Below are 20,159 nucleotides of genomic sequence, written 5' to 3' on the forward strand. Positions count from 1 at the left end.
CAGCAGCTTCTGTTCCCGGGGCCTGTCTGAGGACCGGATCCCGTGACAAAATAAGCGTGTTGAGCGCCACCGCAACAGCGTGCCCGCCTGCGCCGAGGATCGGAAAATCATGAGGGAGCTGGACGACGCCGCGAATGCGGTCGAAGAGGCATCGCATTCCCGGGCCCTTGTGACCGCAGCCAGGGCCGGTTTCGCCGTCAGCGGCCTGTTGCACATCCTGATTGGCTCCGTCGCCATCCAGCTGGCCTTCGGCAAGGCGGGACAGGCCGACCAGGGCGGTGCCGTCGCCCAACTCGCCGGCCAGCCCGGGGGGCCGCTGCTGCTGTGGACCGGGTTCTCCGCCTGTGTCGCGCTGGCGCTGTGGCTGACCGGCAACGCCTTGTTCGGCTACGGGCAGCTGGACGCCAAGAAGAAGCTGGGGAGCCGGTTTTCGGCAGGCGGCAAGGCCGTGGTGTACGCCGCCATGGCAGTGACGTTTGCTGCCTTCGCGAGCGGGCACAGCAAGAACAGCGGGCAGTCCACGAGCGATCTCACGGTCTCGATCATGAAAGCACCCGGGGGGCCGTTACTGCTGATCGCCATCGGGGCCGGGATCGCGGTCGTCGGAATCGTCTTCGCCGTCCGCGGGTTTAAGGCATCGTTCAAGGAGGATCTGCGGCTGCCGCCGTCGGACGCCGGCCGGTCCGTGGTGACAGGGCTGGGCATGACCGGCTACATCGCCGAGGGCATCGCGCTGTTTCTGGTGGGATTGCTGTTCATCATTGCCACCGTCAGCGCCCGCCCGCAGGAGTCCACCGGCCTCGACGGCGGGCTCAAGGCCCTCCGCGAGCAACCGTACGGGGTGTATCTGCTCATTGCCGTCGGGGCCGGCCTGATCTGTTACGGCCTCTTCCTGGTCGTGAAGGCAAGACTCGCCCGCATGTGACATCCCCGGCGCAGCGGATACTGCGCAGGCCGTGACGGGGTCAGGTTCCCTACGGGCAGGCCGATTCGACCAGCTGGCGGCCCCGGACCTGGCCCTGCCTGGCCGGACCGTCCGCGCCCAGGACGGCGGCCGTCGCCAGTGTTCCGTTCAGGATGAGCAGGAGTTGCTCCGCCAGCGCTTGGGGAGCCGCGGCGCCGGCGTCCTCTGATGACCAACCCCTTCGTCACCGGAACGGTCATCGACGTCGACGGCGGCGTGCACGTCAGCTGACGCTGCCCGGCGTTTGACACTGCACGGGGTTCCCGGTGGAGTTCGGCGTCCGCTCCCCCGACGACGCCGACCTAATCCCCGGGGGCTACCCGATCAGTGCGAGCACGGCTCCGGCAGCCACCACGCCGCCGGCTTCAGCCCGGACGTCCGTCACGGTCCCGCCGCGGTGCGCGGAGACCTGGGTTTCCATCTTCATCGCTTCCAGGACCACGACCGGGTCCCCCGCCGCCACCTCGGCGCCGGGCGCCACGAGCCACTTCACCACGGTCCCGGCCATGTCGGCGCGGAGCTCCCCCGGGTCAGCCGCGGCAGCGCCGCCGTCGGATGCCCTGTCCTCGGACACTCCGGCCGGCAGCGGTCCGCCCGAGCGCGCCCAGCCGTCCAGCAGGTCCGCGGGCAGGCCGACCGCCAGCCGGCGGCCGTCCACCTCGACGGTGATGGTCCGGCGTTCGCCGTCTGGCGCAGCAGTGCTGAAGCCCGGATCGGCCGGGATCCGGTCCGCGAAGTCGGTCTCAATCCAGCGCGTGTGGATACCCAGGCCGGCCTCGGAGGTGAAGTCCGGGGACTCGAGCACGGCCCGGTGGAAGGGCAGCACGGTCGCCACGCCGGTGATGCTCATCTCCGACAGCGCCCGGCGGGCCCGGCGCAGTGCCTGCTGGCGGTCCGCGCCGGTGACGATCAGCTTCGCGAGCAGGGAATCGAACTGCGGCGCGACCAACGAGCCGGCCCGGACCCCGGTGTCGAGGCGGATCCCGGGGCCGGTGGGGCCGGAGAACTCGCCGATGGTCCCTGGCGAGGGCAGGAAGCCGCGTCCGACGTCCTCGGCGTTGAGCCGGAATTCAAACGCGTGCCCGCGCGGCGCCGGATCCGCCGTCAAGAGCAGCGGCTCCCCCGCGGCGATGCGGAACTGTTCCTGCACGAGGTCGATCCCAGTGGTTTCCTCGGTGATGGGGTGCTCCACCTGCAGGCGCGTGTTGACCTCCAGGAACGCTACGGTGCCGTCGGCCGCGACGAGGAACTCCACCGTGCCGGCGCCGGAGTAGCCGGCCTCCCGGCAGACGGCCTTGGCGGCATCGTAAATCAGGGTGGTCTGCTCGTCGCTGAGGAACGGTGCGGGAGCCTCCTCGAGGAGCTTCTGGTGCCGGCGCTGCAGGGAGCAGTCGCGGGTTCCGACGACGACGACGTTCCCGTGCGTGTCCGCCAGGACCTGCGCCTCGACGTGGCGCGGACGGTCCAGGTAGCGCTCCACGAAGCACTCGCCGCGGCCGAACGCGGCGATGGCCTCGCGGACGGCCGAGTCGAAGGCTTCCTCGACCTCGTCCAGGACCCGGACCACCTTCATGCCGCGGCCGCCGCCGCCGAAGGCCGCCTTGATGGCGATCGGGAGGCCGTGCTGTTCGGCGAAGGCACGGGCCTCGGCCGCCGTGTCCACGGGACCGTCGCTGCCGGCGACGAGCGGCGCGCCGGCCCGGACGGCGGCGTCGCGGGCGGTGATCTTGTTGCCGAGCAGGCGGATGGCCTCCGGCGTCGGGCCGATCCAGGTCAGGCCGGCGTCCAGGACCGCCTGGGCGAAGTCGGCGTTTTCGGAGAGGAAGCCGTAGCCGGGGTGCACGGCGTCGGCCCCGGACGTGGCCGCCGCCGCGAGGAGCTTCGGGATGTTCAGGTACGTCTCCGCGGGCGAGTTGCCGCCCAGGGCGTAGGCCTCGTCGGCGGCGGAGACGTGCAGGGCATCGGCGTCGATGTCGGCGTACACGGCGACGGAGCCCAGCTGCGCGTCGTCGCAGGCCCGGGCAATCCGGACCGCGATTTCTCCACGGTTGGCGATCAGGACCTTGCGCATCAGTTACTCGCTTCTTCTTCGGTGGTGACGTCTTCGGTGGCGGTGGCCGCAGGAGCGGCAGCATTTTCGGCGGAGGCGGGCACCCCGACCCACCGGAAGCGGATCTTCCCGCCGATCGGGACCTGGGCTGCGGTGTCGAGCTGGTGGTCCACCACGACGGCGATCACCGGGTAGCCGCCGGTGACCGGGTGGTCGGCCAGGAACAGCACGGGCAGGCCCTCCGGCGGGATCTGGATGGCCCCGGCAACGGTGCCCTCGCTGGGCAGTTCGCCCTGGCGGGAGCGCTGCAGCGGGCTTCCCTGCAGGCGCATGCCCACCCGGTTGGACTGCGGCAGCACGTCCCATTCCTGAGTGCAGAAGGAATCCAGCGCGCCCTGGTCGAACCAGTCCGCGCGCGGCCCGGGCACGACGTCGAGCACGGTGACGCCGGTGCCGGGATAGTCCGGCTGAAGTTCAGGATGCCCGACGACGCCGGATGTGGAGTCTCCGCCGGAGGCGAAGACCTGGCCGGCCGTCAGCGCGGCGGGCCCGATACCGGACATGGTGTCCGTGGAGCGGCTGCCGAGCACCGGCACGGTGTCCACGCCGCCGCGGAGGGAAACGTAGCTGCGGAATCCGGCCTCCGGTGCACCGAGCGTGAGGGTTTCCCCGTCGAGCAGGGCGAACGGGGTGGCCATCGGGACGGTGCGCCGGCGCCCGGGTTCCCCGGAGTCGGCGTCCGGCGGCGACACGACGGTCAGCTCCGACGGCGCCCCCGCAACCGCCAGGACCTGGTCTCCGACTGCCTGGACTTTGAGGCCGCCGGCGACGGTCTCGATGGCGGCGGCCGACGGCTCGTTCCCCACGAGCCGGTTGGCCCGGCGCAGCGAGGCCCGGTCCAACGCCCCGGCCGCTGAGACGCCCAGGGCCGAGTGGCCGTGCCGGCCAAGGTCCTGGATGAGGCTGTGCAGCCCGGGCGACACGATCCGGAGTCCGGACACCACGTCCCGGGGCTTTTCGGCCGCCGCAGCGGGTTCGGTCAGGGTCACCGCAGCCCGGACGGCGCGGAACTGCACGCGGTGGCCGGGGGGCGCCAGCGCGGGCTGCTCCCGGTCCAGGTCCCACATCCTTGCGTCCGTGCGGCCGATCAGCTGCCAGCCGCCGGGGGAACGGCGCGGATAGACGGCCGTGTAGTTGCCGGCCAGCGCCACCGAGCCCGCCGGGACGGCGGTCCGCGGTGAGCTGCGGCGGGGCACCTCGAGGTCCTGGTTCTCCCCCAGCATGTAGCCGAAGCCGGGGGCGAAGCCCGCGAAGGCCACGGTCCAGACCTGAGCGGAGTGGGCGGCTATCACGCCGTCGGGCCCGAGGCCGGTCAGCCCACCCACTTCGGCGAGGTCCTCGCCGTCGTATACGGTGTCGATGACCACCAGGCCGCCGGCCTGGTGGTCCGGAGCCGAGAGGTCGAGCTCGAGCAGGAGGCCGGCGATGCGCCGGGCCGACGCCGGCGAATCCGCCTTGACCAGGACGGTCTCAGCGGCGGCCAGGATGTCCTGCTGGCCCGGCAGCGGATTCTCAAGGAGCAGTGCCTGCAGGGCGAGCACGTCCTGGGTGCCCGAGAGCTCGGCGAGGACCGCGCGCGTCCCCACCGGCCGCACGGAGCGGACCTTCTTCAGTGCGCCCGTCGGAACTGTCAGGATTTCCATTGCTGCCTCAATCATTGCCGGTGCCGGGGAACAGGATCCGCGCCGCTCAGGCGCGGGATTCCTGCAGGAGCCGTTCTTCTTCCTGGGTCTGGGGGTTGCGTCCGAGGGCCAGGCCGATCACTGTTACGAGGGAGGAGAGCCCAAGGTAGCCCGCGATCAGGAACCAGCTGCCGGTCGCGGCATAGAGGGCCGTGAAGATCAGTGGTGCCACGGCGCCGCCGATCACCCCGGCCAGGGTGTAGGCCAGGGAGCTGCCCGCGTAGCGCAACCGGGCCGGGAACTGCTCGGTGATGTAGGCGGCCTGCGGGCCATACATGAACGCGTGGAAGGCCAGGCCGATCACGACGCCGATGGTCAGCATCAGGACGGACTTGCCCTCGATCATGAGGAAGAACAGCGGGATGTACACTGCGGTTCCGACGGCGGCGGCGCCGTAGACGAAGCGGCGGTTGAAACGGTCCGTGAGGGCGCCGGCCGCGGGGATCAGGACGAGCTGGAACGCGGAGCCGATCAGGATGGCGCCGAGAACGTTGCCCGTGGTCATGCCCAGCTGCTTTGTGGCGTAGACGGCCACGAAGACGGTGAAGAGAGCGTAGAGGACGTCGGGGCAGACACGGGACAGGGCTGCGGCCACGAGGGCCCGCGGTTCCTTGGTGAAGACCTCCTTGATGGGAGCCTTCGGTTGCTCGCCGTGGGCCTGGATCGCCTTGAAGACCGGGGTTTCCTCCAGCTTCAGCCGGATCAGCAAACCGAATATCACCAGCAGTGCGGAGGCGAGGAAAGCCACACGCCAGCCCCAGGACAGGAACTCCGCGTTGCTGAGCGTCGCGGCGAGGAGTGCCAGGACGCCGTTGGCCATCAGGTTGCCGGCCGGCGGCCCGATCTGGGCGGCGGAAGACCAGAACCCGCGCTTGCTGGCAGTGCCGAATTCGCTGGAGAGCAGGACGGCACCGCCCCATTCGCCGCCGACGCCGATCCCCTGGGCGAGCCTGAGCAGGACCAGGATGGCCGGTGCTGCGACGCCGATGACCGAGTAGTCCGGGAGCGCGCCGATCAGCACGGTGGCGGCGCCGATGAGCACGAGCGTGACGACCAGGACGTGTTTGCGGCCGATCTTGTCCCCCAGGCGGCCGAAGATCACGCCGCCGATGGGGCGCGCGAGGTAGCCCACCGCGAACGCCGAGAAGGAGAGCAGCAGGCCGACGAATTCGTTGTTGCCCGGGAAGAAGATCTTGGGGAACACGAGGGCCGAGGCCACGGAGTAGATGGCGAAGTCGTAGTACTCCAGCGAGGTGCCGGTGAGGCTTGCGATGTAGGCCTTCAGGGCGCCGGGTGGCAGCTTCCGTGGGGCGGCCTGGTGCGGTGCGGACATGGTTTTCCTCCAGGTGTGCGGGGTGCTGCCTGTGCTGGGTGCGGGCGGCTTAGACGAAAGCCGCGGTGGTGATGCCGGCGCCGGAGAGCGCCTTCCTCACTGCGGCAGCCATCGCGACGGCTCCCGGGGAATCTCCGTGGACGCAGATGCTTTCGGCACGGATCTTCAGGATGGAGCCGTCGATCGCGCGGACGGCGGAATCGGAAGCCATCCGGAGGACATGCTCCGTGACTTCGGCGTGGTCGTGCAGGACTGCTCCGGGGAGCGTGCGGGAGACGAGGGTGCCATCCGGGTTGTAGGCCCGGTCCGCGAAGGCTTCGGTCACGGCGCGGAGTCCGGCGTCCTCGGCCAGGCGGAGCACTTCCGAGCCCGGGAGCCCGAGGATGGGCAGGTTGGGGTCAACGGACTTCACCGCATCGACGACGGCTTTCGCCTGCCTGGTGTGTGCGACGATCGCGTTGTAGAGGCCGCCGTGCGGCTTGACGTACATGACGCGGCCGCCTTCAGCCGCGGCCAGTGCCTGCAGCGCGCCGATCTGGTAGACGACGTCGTCCGCCAGTTCGTTGGGATCGATGTCCAGGAAGCGGCGGCCGAAACCGGCGAGGTCCCGGTAGCCCACGTGGGCACCGATCATGACGCCGGCTGCGACGGCGGCCCGGCAGGTCTGGCGGATCACGCTGGGGTCACCGGCATGGAAACCGCAGGCCACGTTGGCACTGGAGACAGAGCGGAACATGGCCGTGTCATCTCCCAGGGTCCAGCGACCGTAGGACTCCCCGACGTCGCTGTTCAGGTCGATGGTTGGCATTGTGATCCTCGTCTCATTGATGGGCCCCTATCTAGGATGCACCAAATCCTCGGATTGTTCAACAATCTTTCGATTCCGCGTCACCGGAGTCAGGGGCCTCCCCGTCAACGGTTTTACGGGGACAGCTGCCAGGCGGGCTCAAAGTCGGGGTGATCCGAGTACGGGAAGGCAAGGGCGTTCAAGGAAAGCGTCGTCCACTCGATGACTTCCGGGGTCCATGCGGTGTCCCCGGAGGTGCCCGTGACCATCGCGGCCAGGGCGCCCTGCCGTGCGGATTCGATGATGCCGAGAAGCCGCCGCTTTGCCTCGCATTCGCGGAGCAGGCGCCATTCGTACCATTTGCCGGACTCCGAGACCGAAGGGTCCGTCAGCAGTCTCCGCGCGGCGGCCTCGTCTTCCCCGATCCGTTCGGATAAGAATTCGACAATATCCACGCCCCTGAGCCTACTTCCGCCCCTCGGACAACGAAAGCAGGTGCGCCCCGGCCCGAGAGAGGCCGGGGCGCACCCGCTTTTCGTGTGTGCATTTGTATTTAACGCGTGCCGCTATTTTGCGGCGGGGACCTTGTCCACGAATTCCGTGGTGTAGGTCTTGCCCAGGTCGATTGAGGATCCCTTGCCCAAGACGTTAGTGGAGTACTTGTCCAGGATGCTGAGGACGTTCTTGGCGCCGTCGGCATCCATCTTTCCGTCGCTGTTGAACATCGTCTTGGTGTCGTTGATGGACTTCTCATAAAGCGCCTGGCCGGCGTTGGCGTATTCCTTTGGCATCTTGGCGGCGATCTCGGCGGCGCTGTGGCTGTTGATGAAGCGGAGCGCCCCGACAAAGGCGTTGGCCACCTTCTGCACGGTCTGCGGGTTCTTCTTGACGAAGTCACAGCTCATGTACACCGACGCCGCCGGGTAGAGGCCGCCCAGGGCCTTGCGGGTTCCTTCCTCGGTGCGCATGTCGATCATGACCTTGCCCTTGCCGGTTTCCACGAGCTGGGCGATGGTCGGGTCGGTGGTCATGCCGGCGTCGATCCCGTTGTTGTCCATGGCGGCAATGAACGTCTGCCCGGCACCTACCTTGGCAGGGGTGTAGCTCTTGACGCCGGCCTGTCCGGCGAGGGCCTGGGTCAGGAAGTCAGTTGATGAGCCCAAAGAGGTGATACCCAGGTTCTTGCCGTCGAAGTCGGCCGCCGACTTGATGGAGTCGGCCTTGCTGGTGGATACCACCTCCGCTTCGCCGGGGATGTTGGCCAGCTGCACGACGGAGGTGATGCACTGTCCCTTGGCCTGCAGATCGATCGTGTGGTCATAGAACCCCTCGACGCCCTGCGCGTTGCCGGTCAGGAGCGAGTTTTCCGCCGTGGCACCGGACTGTTCCCCGAGCAGGTTGACCTTGATGCCTTCCTTCTCGAACAGGCCCAGGCCCTCGGCGAGCTTGGCGGGCATGTAGATGACCTTCTCGAGGCCGCCGACGATGATGTTGACCTCGGGCGTGGCGGCGTTGTCAACGGCCGCCGCCCGTGAATCCTGGCAGCCGCTTACTCCCGCTGCCACGGCGATACTGAGGAGGACGGCCGAGGCCTGGACACTACGCCGCTGTAGTTTCGTTTTCATGGTGTTAGATTCCTTTGATCTGAGTCTGGGCCTGGGACGGCCGCCATTTGAGGAGTTTGTTTTCCGCCGCCGTGATGACGGATTCGGCCAGCAGGGCCACCACGGTGACGATGATCATGCCCGCGTAGATGCCGGCGGAGTCGAAGGTGCCCTGGGCGTTGGCGATGAGCATGCCCATGCCGTGCTTTGCGCCGGCGTATTCGCCCACGATCGCGCCGATGAGCGCGAAGCCGAAGGCCGTGTGGAGTGAGGAGAGAATCCAGGTGGTGGCGCTGGGAAGCACGATCGAGGTCAGGATCTTGCGCTTGCTCGCCCCAAGGATCCTGGCGTTGTTGACGACGTTGCCGTCGACTTCCCGGGCGCCCGTGAAGGCGTTGAAGAACACCGCGAAGAACACGAGGACCACCACCGTGGCGATCTTGGAGCTGATTCCGAAGCCGAACCAGATGATGAACAAGGCGGCCAGCACAATGCGAGGAACCGCGTTGGCGGCCTTGATGAACGGGGAGAAGACCTCCGCCATGTAGCGGCTGCGGCCGAGCAGGACACCCAGCACGATCCCGGCCACGGTGCCGATGGCGAACCCGGCCGTAGCCTCCAGGACGGTGTAGCCGATGTTCTCCCACACGGTCCCGAACTGGGTGCCGGAGGCGAACCACTGGATCAGGCGGTCCCAGATCAGGGACGGCTTGGAATAGAAGAAGGGGTCAATCAGGTACGTGGCGGTCAGTTCCCAGCTGCCAAGCCACACAGCGACGATCACTGCGCGCAGGGCCCACACCTTGTAGGCGGCATTCCGCCTCGATCGGCGGGCCCCGGCAAGCAGGTCCGCCTCGCTTTCCGCGCTGAGCTGGTGGCCACGCGCGGCGGGCGGGGCACTGATGGTGGATGACGTCATCGTCGTTGTCCTCACTGGTTGCTGTTACTTGGCATCGGGCTGGCCGGCGGTGGTCCTGGCCTGTTCCACTTCGTCGCGCAGGCTGTCCCAGACCTGGCGGTAGATCGCCAGGAACTCGGGTGTCAGCCGGATTTCCTCCACATCGCGGGGACGGGGCAGATCCACCCTGAAATCGGCCTTGATGGTGGCCGGGCTGGCCGTCATGACCACCACTCGATCGGCCAGTGCGATTGCCTCTTCGAGATCGTGGGTGACGAACACGACGGCCGCGTCGCTGCCGCCCCACAGCCGCAGGAGTTCCTGCTGCATGAGCTGGCGCGTCTGCACATCCAGGGCGCTGAACGGTTCGTCCATGAGCATGATTTCCGGCTCGTTGACCAGCGTCTGTGCCAGCGCGACCCTCTTGCGCATGCCGCCCGAGAGCTGGTGCGGGTAGTACTTCTCGAACTTCCCCAGGGCCACCCGCTCGACCCATTCCCGGGCCTTGGCACGGGCCTCGGCCTTGGACGCGCCCCGGTAGCGGGGACCGGACGCCACATTGTCGAGGACCGTCTGCCAGGGCAGCGTCGCATCCGCCTGGAACATGTATCCCACCCGTGCCGGGATGCTGGTCACCAGCTGCCCGCGGACGTACGTCTCGCCTTCTGACGCCGGCTGCAGCCCCGAGATCAGGGACAGGGTGGTGGATTTGCCGCAACCCGTCGGGCCGACGACGGCGACAAACTCGCCGGGGGCGACGGTCAGGTTCACGTCGCGGATCGCGGTGTGGATGCCCCCACCGTTCTTGGGGAACCTTTTCGTCGCCGCTTTCAACTCGATCAGCGGCGCGTTATTGCCTGGCATGGTGTCTCCTTCGTCACTTTGCGTGTTGCCGCCCAGTTGCCGGAATTCGACTGCCTGTGGGCCACGTCACAAGACGCTACGGGGGGAACCCGACGCCGTCGCGCTTTAGCTCCATTGCCGTCAATCAACCCGTTGTGCACCTTTTGCGCATTGTGCTCACAAGTTACTGGTGCGAAGGGTGGCAATGGCCCTAACGTTGTGCGGGGTCACCGGGCTCCGGTGCGTGAACTGAATGAGGATCCCTTGCAAGCAGCGGACAGTGTCGTCCCCGAAGTCGGAGACCGCCGGGCGGCGCGCGCCCCGGGGATGGCGTTTTCGACCAAGATGCTGGCCCTGCAATTGGCGGTAGTTGTGCTCGTGGTCGTTCTGACGGCCGGCATCTACGGATGGCTGTCCTACCAGCGCCTCAGCGACGAGGTCGGATCGAAATCCCTGGCCGTAGCGCAGAGCCTGGCGGTGGAGGAGAGTGTCCGCACGCAACTGGCCTCCGCGGCCGCCGCGGACACCACCCCGGCGAACTCCGTGCTGCGGGCCGGTCCCGTCCAGCAATTGGCCGAAGTGCTCAGGGACCGCACCGACGCGCTGTTTGTGGTGGTCACAGACCGGTTCGCCATGCGCTGGTCACATCCGAACCCTGCTGAACTCGGGCGGCCTGTGAGCACCAGCCCGGATGCGGCGCTTTCCGGGCAGGAAATCACTGTGCAGGAGACGGGCACCCTGGGACCGTCCGTCCGGTCCAAGGTCCCGGTCTGGTCCGCGGACGGCCGGTCCATCGTCGGGGAAGTCAGCGTCGGGTTTTCCACCCGCGATGTCTTGGCTGGACTGCAGACCGCCATCCTCCCGATCCTGGGCGTCGCCGCCGTCGCGCTGGCCCTGGGCGGTGCCGGAACAGCTTTGCTGAGCCGAAGGCTCCGGATCCACACCCTGGGCCTGGAACCTGCCGAGATCGGTGAACTCGTGCAGGACCAGGCGGTCGTGCTCTACGGGGTGGACGAGGGAGTCCTCGGCATCGCCGAAGACGGACGCGTCACGATATGCAACAGCAAGGCCCGCCGGCTCCTTGGCCTGGAGGGGACGTCCGGGCGAACACTCGCGGAACTTGGCCTGCCCTCCCGGGTGCTCGCCCTGCTCGAGCCCGGCAACTCCGACGGCACGGAGAGCGTGCAACTCATGGTGAACGGTTCGGTGCTGATCATGACAGCCCGGAAAGTGGTGCGGGGGCGCCGGAAGCTCGGCTGGGTCCTGATGGTCCGCGACCGGACCGACGTCGAGGCGCTCAGCCGCCAGCTGGACGCCGTCGGGGCCCTCTCCACCGCTTTGAGGGCCCAGCGGCACGAATTCGCCAACCGGCTGCACGCCGTCTCGGGGCTGCTCAACGTCGGGCGTCCCGAGGAGGCAGCCAGCTATCTGCAGGAGACCCTGAAATCGGGTCCCCTGAAGTACCCGGTGGACTTTGCCGGCAAGCTGGACGATACCTACCTGCAGGCCTTCATTGGCGCGAAAGGGCTGCGCGCGGCGGAGCTGGGAGTGCCGCTGCGCCTGGGCGACGCGACCCTGGTTGCCGGGACGGTGTCCGATCCGCAAAACGTCACCACGGTCTTGGGAAACCTGGTGGACAACGCCGTCGCCGCCGCCGTCCGGGGGGCGTGCCTGGACCGGTGGGTTGAGGTGGAGCTGCTCAGCGACGACGGCACGCTGTATCTGACGGTCGCCGATTCCGGAGACGGGCTGCGGGACGAGGACCCTGAGTCGCTCTTCACCGAAGGGTACTCCACGTCCGGCCGCGAAGCCGGTCCGGAGCCGGACCTCCTCCGCGAAGCGGGGCCTGGGACAACGGGACGCGGGGAAGGGCTCGGACTGTCCCTCTCCCGACAGATCGCCAGGGGCTCGGGCGGGGACGTCTGGGTCGTTGCGCCGGGGAATGCCGGCGGACCCGGGGCCGTCTTCTGCGCCCGCCTGCCCGGGGTCCTGACCGGGCCCGACGAAAGGACACGGAATGAAGGATGACCTGCGGGTCCAGATCGTGGACGACGACTTCCACGTCGCCAGGCTGCACGCCACCTACGTCAACGCGGCTCCCGGCTACACGGCGCTGGAACCTGTCGGGACAGGCGGCGCGGCGCTGGAAGCGATCCAGGCCTACCGGCCGGACCTGGTCCTGATCGACATCTACCTGCCGGACAGCAACGGACTGGACATCCTGCGCGGGCTCGACGTCGACGCGATTGTCCTCAGCGCAGCTTCGGATGCGGCGTCCGTCCGCAAGGCGATGCGCCGGGGCGCCCTGGGCTATCTGATCAAACCGTTTTCCGAGAAGCAGCTCGCCGACAAGCTCCGGGGTTATGCCCGATACCGGCGGATGCTGGCCTCGGAATCGTCCCTGGACCAGGACCTCGTGGAGCGTGCCCTGCGCCAACTCAATGCCTCGGACACCCGCTCGGCCAAGGCCCGGACCGTGACGGAGTCCGCAGTGCTCGGCACCCTTGGCCAGACGCCGGAATCGCTGACCGCCGTCGACGTTTCCGCCGCCGTCGGGATCTCCCGGGCCACGGCCCAGCGGTATCTCTCCGCCCTCGTGGAAGACGGCGCGGTGGACGTCAACCTGCGCTACGGGGCCACCGGACGGCCCGAACACCGCTACAGCCTCCGGGAGCAACAATAGGGAAAGGGAAGGCGGGACCCGCAGCTAGCGTTTGCCTTTCTTCCGGGATCCCTTGCCGCGGCCCTTGTCCGGGTTCGGTGCGTAGCGCTGGGCCACCTTGGGCTTCTTGACCCCGGCGCCGGTGCCCCGCCGGTCCGGTTTGGGTTCCCGTTTGGGTTTGCCCTGCTGCGCCGACGGCTGGCGGGAGCTGGCTGCGGTGCGGCCCCGGACAATCCCGATGAACTCCTCGACCACTTCATCCGTGGAATCACTGGGCCAGGCCAGGGCGATCTCGGTGGTCGGGGCCCCCGTGAGCTTCCGCGCCACGGTGTCCTTGACGTTGAAGTGCCGGGCCACGGACATCGGCAGGATCACGAGGCCGGCGCCGGAGGCCACCACCTGCAGGGCCATCGCGGGGCCGCCCAGCGCCTGGACGTCCAGGAACGTCTCTGTGGACAGGTCCGCCAAGTCCACCTCCTCGAACAAGGAGATTTCGTGCCCCTTCGGCGCCACGACCACGGGCTGCTCCTCGTAAAGCGGGATGACGCTGAGGCCCTCGCGCTCCACCGGGAGGCGGACGAAGCTCAGGTCCGCGGCGCCGTCCCGCAGGACGGCCACCTGGGCCCCGTCGTCGGACATGAACGAGTCCAGCGGAACATCAGGCATCCGCTCTTCCCAGCGCCGGATCCACTTGCCGGGGGTCACACCGGCGACGTAGGCGAAGCGCAGCGCGCGCACTTCGGGAGCAGAAACGTCGGGGGTCTGGGGGGATACATCGTCAGCGGACACACGTTCACACTACCGCCCGGGGCGGCGCGCGCTGCGGGTCGGCGGTCCCCGGCCGGCGGTGCCTGCGTTGGTGCAGTGCGGGCTCCGCGCCGGATACCCTTGAAGTATGACCTCTGCAAACTCCCAGTCCATGAAGCCGGCCACCGTTGCCAAGAAGCTTGGCATCTACCTGCCCGCAACACCCCAGGAGTTCCAGGATTCGGTCATCACCCGCGCCGATTTCGCCGAGCTCCAGGCCAACCCGCCGGAGTGGCTGGCGGAACTGCGCCGCAACGGCCCGCACCCCCGCCCGGTGGTGGCACAGAAACTGAACGTCTCCATCAGCGGACTGACCCGCGGCGGCGTTGAAGAAGCGCTCACGACGGCGGAAATCACCGCGTTGCTGCAGGCTCCCCCCGCCTGGCTGGTGGCCGAGCGCTCCACCCACGCCGCCGTCCGCGCCGAAGCCCAGCGGGTCAAGGACGACGCCGCGAAGAAGGACGCCAAGAAGGCACGCGCCACCGCCGAGTAGGCGCTCTGCTGCCTCAGTCCTGATGCAGCTGGACGAAGTTGCCGCACCCGTCATCGAGCACCACTGATAAACCCGACGGCCCTTCGGAGGGCTCGGCCTGGAACATCACGCCCTTGGCCGCCAGCCGCTTGTATTCGGCCCGGACATCGGTCACCCCGAGAACAATCGCCGGCAGCCCGGCGTCGTGGATCCCGTTCATGTAGGCAGCCCCGATCGGGTTGTCGCTGGGTTCCAGCAGCAGCCCGACAGCGCCTCCGCCGGCCGCGGCCGGGTCCTTCACGATGAACAGGTTGTGCTCCGGCAACGCCATGAGGGTCTCAAAGCCCAGCGTTCCGGTGTAGAACTCGTGGGCCGCGGCGGGGTCCTTAACGTGGATGCTGCACATTTTCAGTCGCATGGGCCCTAGGCTACGCCGAAGCGGGAGACGTGTTAACCGGCGCACATGAATCCGCAGCAGGCCCGGCCGGCTGGGCTGCAGCCGGGGCCGGGCCGCGGTGGCCATTGACGGCCCGGGCTCCAAGGAATCCAATGGAACTAGCGGAACCGCGCCCGCCCGGACCGGTTCCCAAAGCAGTGTGTTCCGGAGGTGTTGTGGCATGCCGTCCCTACCAGGATCCGCCCCGCTGGGGATCTTGCAGTTCCTTGCCCTCTCGGTCCTCATTGCCTGTACCGTGGCGGTTTCGGTCTATCTGGCGCGGAAACATATGAACGCCGACGCCGGTTTGCCCGACGCTGTCTTTTGGGACGGCTTCGCGGGACTCGCGGTCGTCGCCCCCGCCGTGGTTCTCTCCTCGCTTGCGTCACCGTGGGCCGGCCTGGTACTCGGACTGGTGGCAGCCGCAACCGCCCTCGGCGCCTATTTCTGGACGCCGCGGATTTTCCGCTGGAAGCAATCCCAGCTCGCTGCCAGGGAATCCATGGCCGCCAACGCGGCGGCGGAGACCCGGCACCGGAACGCCCTGGCGCGGTGGCGGCGGTACGAACTCGACACCGCATACTGCATCGATTTCCCGGCCATGAGCGACCCGAGGCAGCCGGAAACGGCTGCCCTCATCCGGGCGATGAAGGCGGCCGAACGCCTCCGCGGCCGGACCGAAACTGAGTACCCACCGGCCGTGGCACGGCTGGAATCGGCCCTGGCCGACGCCGAACGCGCGGCCGGTGCGCACCCCGGCACGGGCGTGGCCGCCTGAGGCCGCGGGCGTTCCTGAACTGCAAGTCGCGGTAGATCCCGGAAGGAAGCACCATGTCAGACATCACTATCATCGGCAGCGGCAACATGGCGGGGGCGATCGGCACGCGTGCCGTGGCCGCCGGGCGCCAGGTCCAGATTCTTGACCGGAACCCGGATCACGCCGCCAAGCTCGCAGCCGAGCTCGGGGGCGACACGGCATCGGGGGGCCTCAGCGAGGTCCCCGACGGCAACATCGTGGTGCTTGCCCTGTATTTCGGCCCGGCCAAAGAGGTCGCCACGCATTTCGGCGATACCCTGACCGGAAAGACCGTGGTGGAAATCAGCAACCCGATCAACACGGAAACCTTCGACTCCCTCATCGTGGCTCCCGGCACCTCTGCTGCCGAAGAGATCGCCGCGCTGCTTCCGGGCGCCCGCGTGGTCAAGGCCTTCAACACGACCTTCGCGGGGCCGCTCGCCGCGGGCTCCGCCGGCGGGCTGCCGTTGGATGTCTTCATCGCCTCCGATTCCGAGGAAGCCCGCAATGAGGTCGCAGCCTTCGCCGCGGCTGCCGGTCTCCGCCCGCTGCAGGTCGGCGGCCTGCACCATGCCCGTGAACTCGAGGGATTCCAACTCCTGGTCATGGCGCTGCAGGCCAACCCTGCCTACCAGTCCTTCAATTGGGGCACCAGCCTCAAGATCATCGACTGAAGCCTATAACTCCACGGTCCCGCTCTCGCCTACGCTCATCCGGCTGTGCGTGACCTTGGCCTTGATCCACTGCAGGACCGTTGCGGCCGTACCACCCGGGCTGGTCCAGTACTCGGCCGAGTCCGAGTGCACGTGCAGCAGGACAACCTCGGGCGTGTCCGGTCCATCCGGGAACCAGGCCTCCACGACCTGGTTCCACATGTCGTGGATCTTTTGACGGTCCGTCACGACGTCCGCCGTGCCCGCAACCGAGACCCATTCGGTGCGCCGGCCAAAGGAGACGTTCACGGCCGGGTTGGCGCGGACATGGGCCACCTGCGAGCTGTTCGCCGAGGTGAAGAACCACATGTCGCCGTCGTCCTGGACGTCCTGTACGGCCAGAGGGCGGCTGACGAGTGCGCCCGCTTCATTGAGGGTGGTGAACATTCCGATGTGGGAATCGTTGATGATGTCCGTTACTTTGCTGATGCTTGCGGAGTCCGACATGCCGTCACCTCGTTCTCGTTCCAACGGAGGAAGGTCCCCCGCCCGACAGCCTATTGGTAAGTGTGCTTACTTTCCAGTGGCGACCGTGGAGGACCTTCCCGTCCCCTAGATCCCGCGGGCCAGGACCTGTCCCTTGAAGAACTCGGGCCGAAGCTTTGCCATGACCAGCATCAGCACCACGCCCAGCAGGATCACGCCCATGCCCAGTACGAAGACGAGGCCCAGGCCGCCGATGGACGATCCCGAACCATAGTCGGGGTCCATGGAGTCATAGGCAGTCTTGACGAACATGACCAGCAACGTGATGCCGCCCAGCAGCGGCGCAAGGAACTTGAAGAAGAACGAGTGGGCCCCGCTGAAGGCCCGGGCGCGGAAGAACCAGACGCAGGCCAGGGCCGTGATGCCGTAGTAGAAGCAGATCATCATGCCGAGGGCCGTGATGGTGTCCCACAGGGCGTTCTCGGAGGTGGTCCGGGTGATGACGTAGAAGGCGGCGGCCGCCATAGCCGAGGCGATGGTGGCGTAGCTTGGGGACTTGTAGCTCGGGCTGATCCGGCCGAACTTCAGCGGCAGCGCCTTGTAGTGCCCCATGGACAGGAGGGTACGGGCCGGTGAGACAAACGTGGACTGCAGCGACGCCGCGGAGCTGCTCAGGATGGCCAGGGACATCAGGATGGCAAACGGGCCCATGACGGGGCCGGCGAGGACGGCGAAGATGCTGCCCTGGTTCTCGGGGTTGCCGGTTCCCAGCCCGGTGTCGCCGGTCCCGGCGAAGGACAGCGTGGCCAGGGCGACGGCCACGTAGATGATTACGATGACCAGTACCGTGACCGTGGCTGCGCGGCCGGGGGTCTTTTCCGGGTTCCTGGTCTCCTCGTTCATGGTCAGCGTGACGTCCCAGCCCCAGTAGATGAAGATGGACAGCGAAACGCCGGCCGCGAAGGCGGAGAAGGATCCGACCGCAAAGGGGTTGAACCAGTCCGGTGCGATGGCCGTCGCGTCAAAGGCAGTTCCGTTGGCGACGTGGCTGAACGCGGCCGCGGCGAACCAGCCCAGAACCAGGAGCTGGAACCCCACCAGCACGTACTGGACACCTTTGGTGGTCTCCATGCCGCGGTAGGAGATCCAGCACGCCAGCGCGATGAACACGACCGTGGTGGCGATGTTCAGCGGCAGCACCTTGCTGAGATCGGCCAGTTCGGGGTTGCCGAAAAGCTGACCCAGCATGAGGTAGAAGAAGTCCACGGCGACAGCGGCCAGGTTGGAGAGGACGATGATGGTTGCCGCGATGAGCCCCCAGCCTCCCATCCAGCCGATCCAGGGACCGAATGCCCGGGAAGCCCACGTGAACGAGGTCCCGGCGTCGGGCATGGCGTTGTTCAGCTCGCGGTAGCCCAGTGCCACCAGCAGCATCGGGATGAAGCCGACAAGGAAGATCGCCGGAAGATGCACGCCGACCTCGGAGACGGTCGGGCCCAGGGCAGCGGTCAGGGTGTATGCGGGGGCGATGCAGGACACGCCGATGACGACGGCGCCGACCAGGCCCACCGACCCGGCCTTGAGGCCCTTGTCGCTGAGCCCTTTGTGGTCCCCGGCGTGCTGGCCGGAGCGGTGGTCGGTGTGCGAGGCCTTGGACATCGCATGTTCGGTGCTCATTGTTGTGTCTCTCCGGAGGTTTCATTCGACGTTGAATGGTCTGAGCCGCCGTCAATCGTCAGGAGCGAGACCACCCGCAGCGGCACCTTGCGCTCGGAGGCCGTTGCCTCTGCGAACTCCAGCAGCTTCCCTGCACCGGCACGGTTTCCCAGGCCGCAGCTGATCCGGGTCAGGGCGTCGCTGCGGTGGTAGCCATGCGGCGCGAGTGCTACCGGCACGGTGGCCGCGTGCAGCAGTGCACTTGCAACCGGGCCGGCGGCGAACCGCTTAACGAGCCCGCCTCCGGCCGCCCCGATGATCAGCATTTCTGCCTTGAGCTCCTCGCAAGGTTGACCGCATCGTGCCCGCGGGCGTTGGCTGAATACCCCACTACATATCGCATCGGGGACATCCTTTCCGGGCTCTCGTTGATACCTACCGCGCCACGGAGGCACGGTCCGCGGCGGCTGCGACGCGTGCAGCCGTGAGACGGCCCATGCGCACGGCGCCGTCGACATGCTGGTACCCCTCGGCCGCCAGGTCGGAGGAGGACCAGTAGATCGGGCCCACGGGGGCGTGCTGGTCCTTGCCGTAGCGGTGCAGGCCGCCCAGGTCGTAGCTGGCGGCATAGGCTCCGCGGGTCCATTCCTCGGAGCCCCAGTCGGACTCGTAGTAGACCTCGGGTTCGAGGGCCTTGTCGCCCAGGAAGCCTGCGATCGACCCCAGGATGGCCCGGCGGCGGTCCTCCGCACTGAGCTCGAACATGGCGTCGGCCTTTTCGTCCGAAACGAAGCCCACCAGCGTGCCGCGGGGGTCCTCGTGATTGGTGTTGTCGTAGACCTCCTGGACCAGGGCGCCGGCGCCGAAGGCGGTTCCCGAGAGGCCCTCTTCGCGCCAGAACGGCGAGCTGTAGACGGCGTGCACCTTGATGACGAGACCGAGCGACTGGTGCTGGTGCATCTGGTGCTGGCGGCGAGGGAGCGGCGGGTTGAAGGAGACGCGCGAGTACAGATTCGGCGGCACGGCCATGATGACGAAGCGGGCGCGCACGGTGGCGCGTTCGGACACTGCGGTCACCTTGTAGCCGGCGGCATCGGCGCCGGGCGCCGCTGCTTCCCAGTTGATGGTCCGGACCGGGCTGCCCAGGACGACGTCGTCGCCCAGCTCCGCGGCCTGCAGCAGCGATACCTGCTGCATGCCGCCGATCACCCGCTTGTCCAGGATGAAGTCCTCGTCGGTCAGGTGAGTGAAGGATCCGGCGGAGGCTGCCATGAGCACTGCCTGCAGCGCGGAGAAGGCGTGCGCCGGCTTGGTCAGCATGCCGCCGGCGATGAACAGGCCGATGTTGTTGCAGGCTTCCTCGTCCGGGGAGTTCTGGCGCAGCCAGTGATGGAAGGAGATGGTGTCCAGTTCCCGGGCCTTCGGGTGTGCCCAGGGTTCGGAGGCACCGATGTCCGCGGCCAGCGAGTCGAGCAGGGCCGTGAGCTTGTCCATCTCCGCGGCGGTGGTTTCGCTGACCGGGAAGGTGTCTCCGGTGTAGAGGGTGCGTGTGCCGTCGGCGCCGATGTAGACGGATTGCCCGTCGCGGTAGCGGGAGTAGGTTCCTAGGCCGAGCTCGTCCAGGAGCGCCAGCAATTCCGTCTGGTCAGGTGAGACCCACTGGCCGCCGATTTCCAGCATGGCGCCGTCAATGGTGTCCGTCCACGTGCGGCCGCCGACGCGGTCCCGCGCCTCCAGTACTGCCACGCTCAGGCCGGCCTTCTTCAATGCCCGGGCTGCGGTCAGGCCGGCAGGGCCGGCCCCGACGATGACGACGTCGCGATCAAATTCCAGCATGATGTCCTCTCTCCGTGTCCGCGCGAGTGATGCGGACCACTAAATGAATGTCGTTCATTTAGATCGACTATAGCGGCTTGCCGCGCGACGGGGAAGACCCCTGCGCAAAGAAGTGCACAATGGAAGCATCCTTG

19 protein-coding genes and 1 pseudogene are annotated in these 20,159 nt (G+C 67.7%); 6 read left to right on the plus strand and 14 right to left on the minus strand.

Annotated elements, in window-relative coordinates:
* Nucleotides 1–109: 109 nt before the first annotated feature.
* Nucleotides 110–925 (plus strand): DUF1206 domain-containing protein, encoded by an 816-nt coding sequence (locus tag AC1DCZ_RS07260; protein ID WP_476973989.1) that lies wholly within the window; start codon nt 110–112, stop codon nt 923–925.
* Nucleotides 926–1,280: 355 nt separating this feature from the next.
* On the opposite strand, the gene AC1DCZ_RS07265 is transcribed toward AC1DCZ_RS07260, so the two are convergent.
* The 8 genes from AC1DCZ_RS07265 to AC1DCZ_RS07300 form a co-directional block, all read right to left on the minus strand.
* The gene (locus AC1DCZ_RS07265; RefSeq protein ID WP_476973990.1) at nt 1,281–3,035 is read right to left on the minus strand and encodes an acetyl/propionyl/methylcrotonyl-CoA carboxylase subunit alpha; all 1,755 of its coding nucleotides are present in this window, start codon (nt 3,033–3,035) and stop codon (nt 1,281–1,283) included.
* A complete protein-coding gene (locus AC1DCZ_RS07270; protein ID WP_476973991.1) occupies nt 3,035–4,732 on the minus strand; it encodes a 5-oxoprolinase subunit B/C family protein in 1,698 nt (565 codons plus the stop codon). The genes AC1DCZ_RS07265 and AC1DCZ_RS07270 overlap by 1 nt, the downstream gene beginning before the upstream one ends.
* Before the next feature lie 31 nt (nt 4,733–4,763).
* Entirely contained in the window at nt 4,764–6,089 is a 1,326-nt protein-coding gene (locus AC1DCZ_RS07275; protein WP_476973992.1) for an MFS transporter, read from the minus strand.
* Between the two features lie 49 nt (nt 6,090–6,138).
* Nucleotides 6,139–6,897: a LamB/YcsF family protein gene (locus tag AC1DCZ_RS07280; RefSeq protein WP_476973993.1), complete on the minus strand. Its 759-nt coding sequence runs from the start codon at nt 6,895–6,897 to the stop codon at nt 6,139–6,141.
* 113 nt (nt 6,898–7,010) lie between these two features.
* The gene (locus AC1DCZ_RS07285; RefSeq protein WP_476973994.1) at nt 7,011–7,331 is read right to left on the minus strand and encodes a DUF6221 family protein; all 321 of its coding nucleotides are present in this window, start codon (nt 7,329–7,331) and stop codon (nt 7,011–7,013) included.
* A 111-nt stretch (nt 7,332–7,442) separates the two neighbouring features.
* Nucleotides 7,443–8,501, minus strand: a complete 1,059-nt coding sequence (locus AC1DCZ_RS07290; RefSeq protein WP_476973995.1) for an ABC transporter substrate-binding protein — start codon at nt 8,499–8,501, stop codon at nt 7,443–7,445.
* 4 nt (nt 8,502–8,505) lie between these two features.
* The gene (locus AC1DCZ_RS07295) at nt 8,506–9,399 is read right to left on the minus strand and encodes an ABC transporter permease (protein WP_476973996.1); all 894 of its coding nucleotides are present in this window, start codon (nt 9,397–9,399) and stop codon (nt 8,506–8,508) included.
* A 24-nt stretch (nt 9,400–9,423) separates the two neighbouring features.
* On the minus strand, nt 9,424–10,242 hold the full coding sequence (locus AC1DCZ_RS07300; RefSeq protein ID WP_476973997.1) for an ABC transporter ATP-binding protein: 819 nt from the start codon (nt 10,240–10,242) through the stop codon (nt 9,424–9,426).
* Between the two features lie 243 nt (nt 10,243–10,485).
* On the opposite strand from AC1DCZ_RS07300, the gene AC1DCZ_RS07305 reads away from it, so the two are divergent.
* Nucleotides 10,486–12,249 (plus strand): sensor histidine kinase, encoded by a 1,764-nt coding sequence (locus AC1DCZ_RS07305; protein WP_476973998.1) that lies wholly within the window; start codon nt 10,486–10,488, stop codon nt 12,247–12,249.
* Nucleotides 12,239–12,904 carry a response regulator gene (locus tag AC1DCZ_RS07310; RefSeq protein WP_476895844.1) on the plus strand — a complete coding sequence of 222 codons (666 nt, stop codon included), beginning with the start codon at nt 12,239–12,241 and terminating at the stop codon, nt 12,902–12,904. Before AC1DCZ_RS07305 ends, AC1DCZ_RS07310 begins: the two co-directional genes overlap by 11 nt.
* Before the next feature lie 24 nt (nt 12,905–12,928).
* Here AC1DCZ_RS07310 and AC1DCZ_RS07315 read toward each other — a convergent pair whose 3' ends face one another.
* On the minus strand, nt 12,929–13,672 hold the full coding sequence (locus AC1DCZ_RS07315) for a LysR family substrate-binding domain-containing protein (protein WP_476973999.1): 744 nt from the start codon (nt 13,670–13,672) through the stop codon (nt 12,929–12,931).
* 106 nt (nt 13,673–13,778) lie between these two features.
* On the opposite strand from AC1DCZ_RS07315, the gene AC1DCZ_RS07320 reads away from it, so the two are divergent.
* Complete coding sequence (locus tag AC1DCZ_RS07320) at nt 13,779–14,183, plus strand: DUF5997 family protein (protein WP_476974000.1); 405 nt, start codon at nt 13,779–13,781, stop codon at nt 14,181–14,183.
* A 13-nt stretch (nt 14,184–14,196) separates the two neighbouring features.
* Here the strand turns inward: AC1DCZ_RS07320 and AC1DCZ_RS07325 are convergent, their stop codons facing one another.
* Nucleotides 14,197–14,580 (minus strand): VOC family protein, encoded by a 384-nt coding sequence (locus tag AC1DCZ_RS07325; protein WP_476895847.1) that lies wholly within the window; start codon nt 14,578–14,580, stop codon nt 14,197–14,199.
* A gap of 199 nt (nt 14,581–14,779) precedes the next feature.
* On the opposite strand from AC1DCZ_RS07325, the gene AC1DCZ_RS07330 reads away from it, so the two are divergent.
* Entirely contained in the window at nt 14,780–15,376 is a 597-nt protein-coding gene (locus tag AC1DCZ_RS07330) for a hypothetical protein (RefSeq protein WP_476974001.1), read from the plus strand.
* A 53-nt stretch (nt 15,377–15,429) separates the two neighbouring features.
* Entirely contained in the window at nt 15,430–16,068 is a 639-nt protein-coding gene (locus tag AC1DCZ_RS07335) for an NADPH-dependent F420 reductase (protein ID WP_476974002.1), read from the plus strand.
* A 3-nt stretch (nt 16,069–16,071) separates the two neighbouring features.
* Here AC1DCZ_RS07335 and AC1DCZ_RS07340 read toward each other — a convergent pair whose 3' ends face one another.
* From AC1DCZ_RS07340 to AC1DCZ_RS07355, 4 genes and pseudogenes are all read right to left on the minus strand, one after another.
* Nucleotides 16,072–16,554, minus strand: a complete 483-nt coding sequence (locus tag AC1DCZ_RS07340; RefSeq protein WP_476974003.1) for a pyridoxamine 5'-phosphate oxidase family protein — start codon at nt 16,552–16,554, stop codon at nt 16,072–16,074.
* 105 nt (nt 16,555–16,659) lie between these two features.
* On the minus strand, nt 16,660–18,192 hold the full coding sequence (locus tag AC1DCZ_RS07345) for an APC family permease (RefSeq protein WP_476974128.1): 1,533 nt from the start codon (nt 18,190–18,192) through the stop codon (nt 16,660–16,662).
* A 14-nt stretch (nt 18,193–18,206) separates the two neighbouring features.
* Entirely contained in the window at nt 18,207–18,515 is a 309-nt protein-coding gene (locus AC1DCZ_RS07350; protein WP_476974004.1) for a hypothetical protein, read from the minus strand.
* A 109-nt stretch (nt 18,516–18,624) separates the two neighbouring features.
* Nucleotides 18,625–20,034 (minus strand): annotated as a pseudogene (locus AC1DCZ_RS07355) (flavin monoamine oxidase family protein); the annotation flags it as partial.
* Nucleotides 20,035–20,159 lie beyond the last annotated feature (125 nt).

It is taken from the genome of Arthrobacter sp. 10N418 (assembly GCF_056394725.1).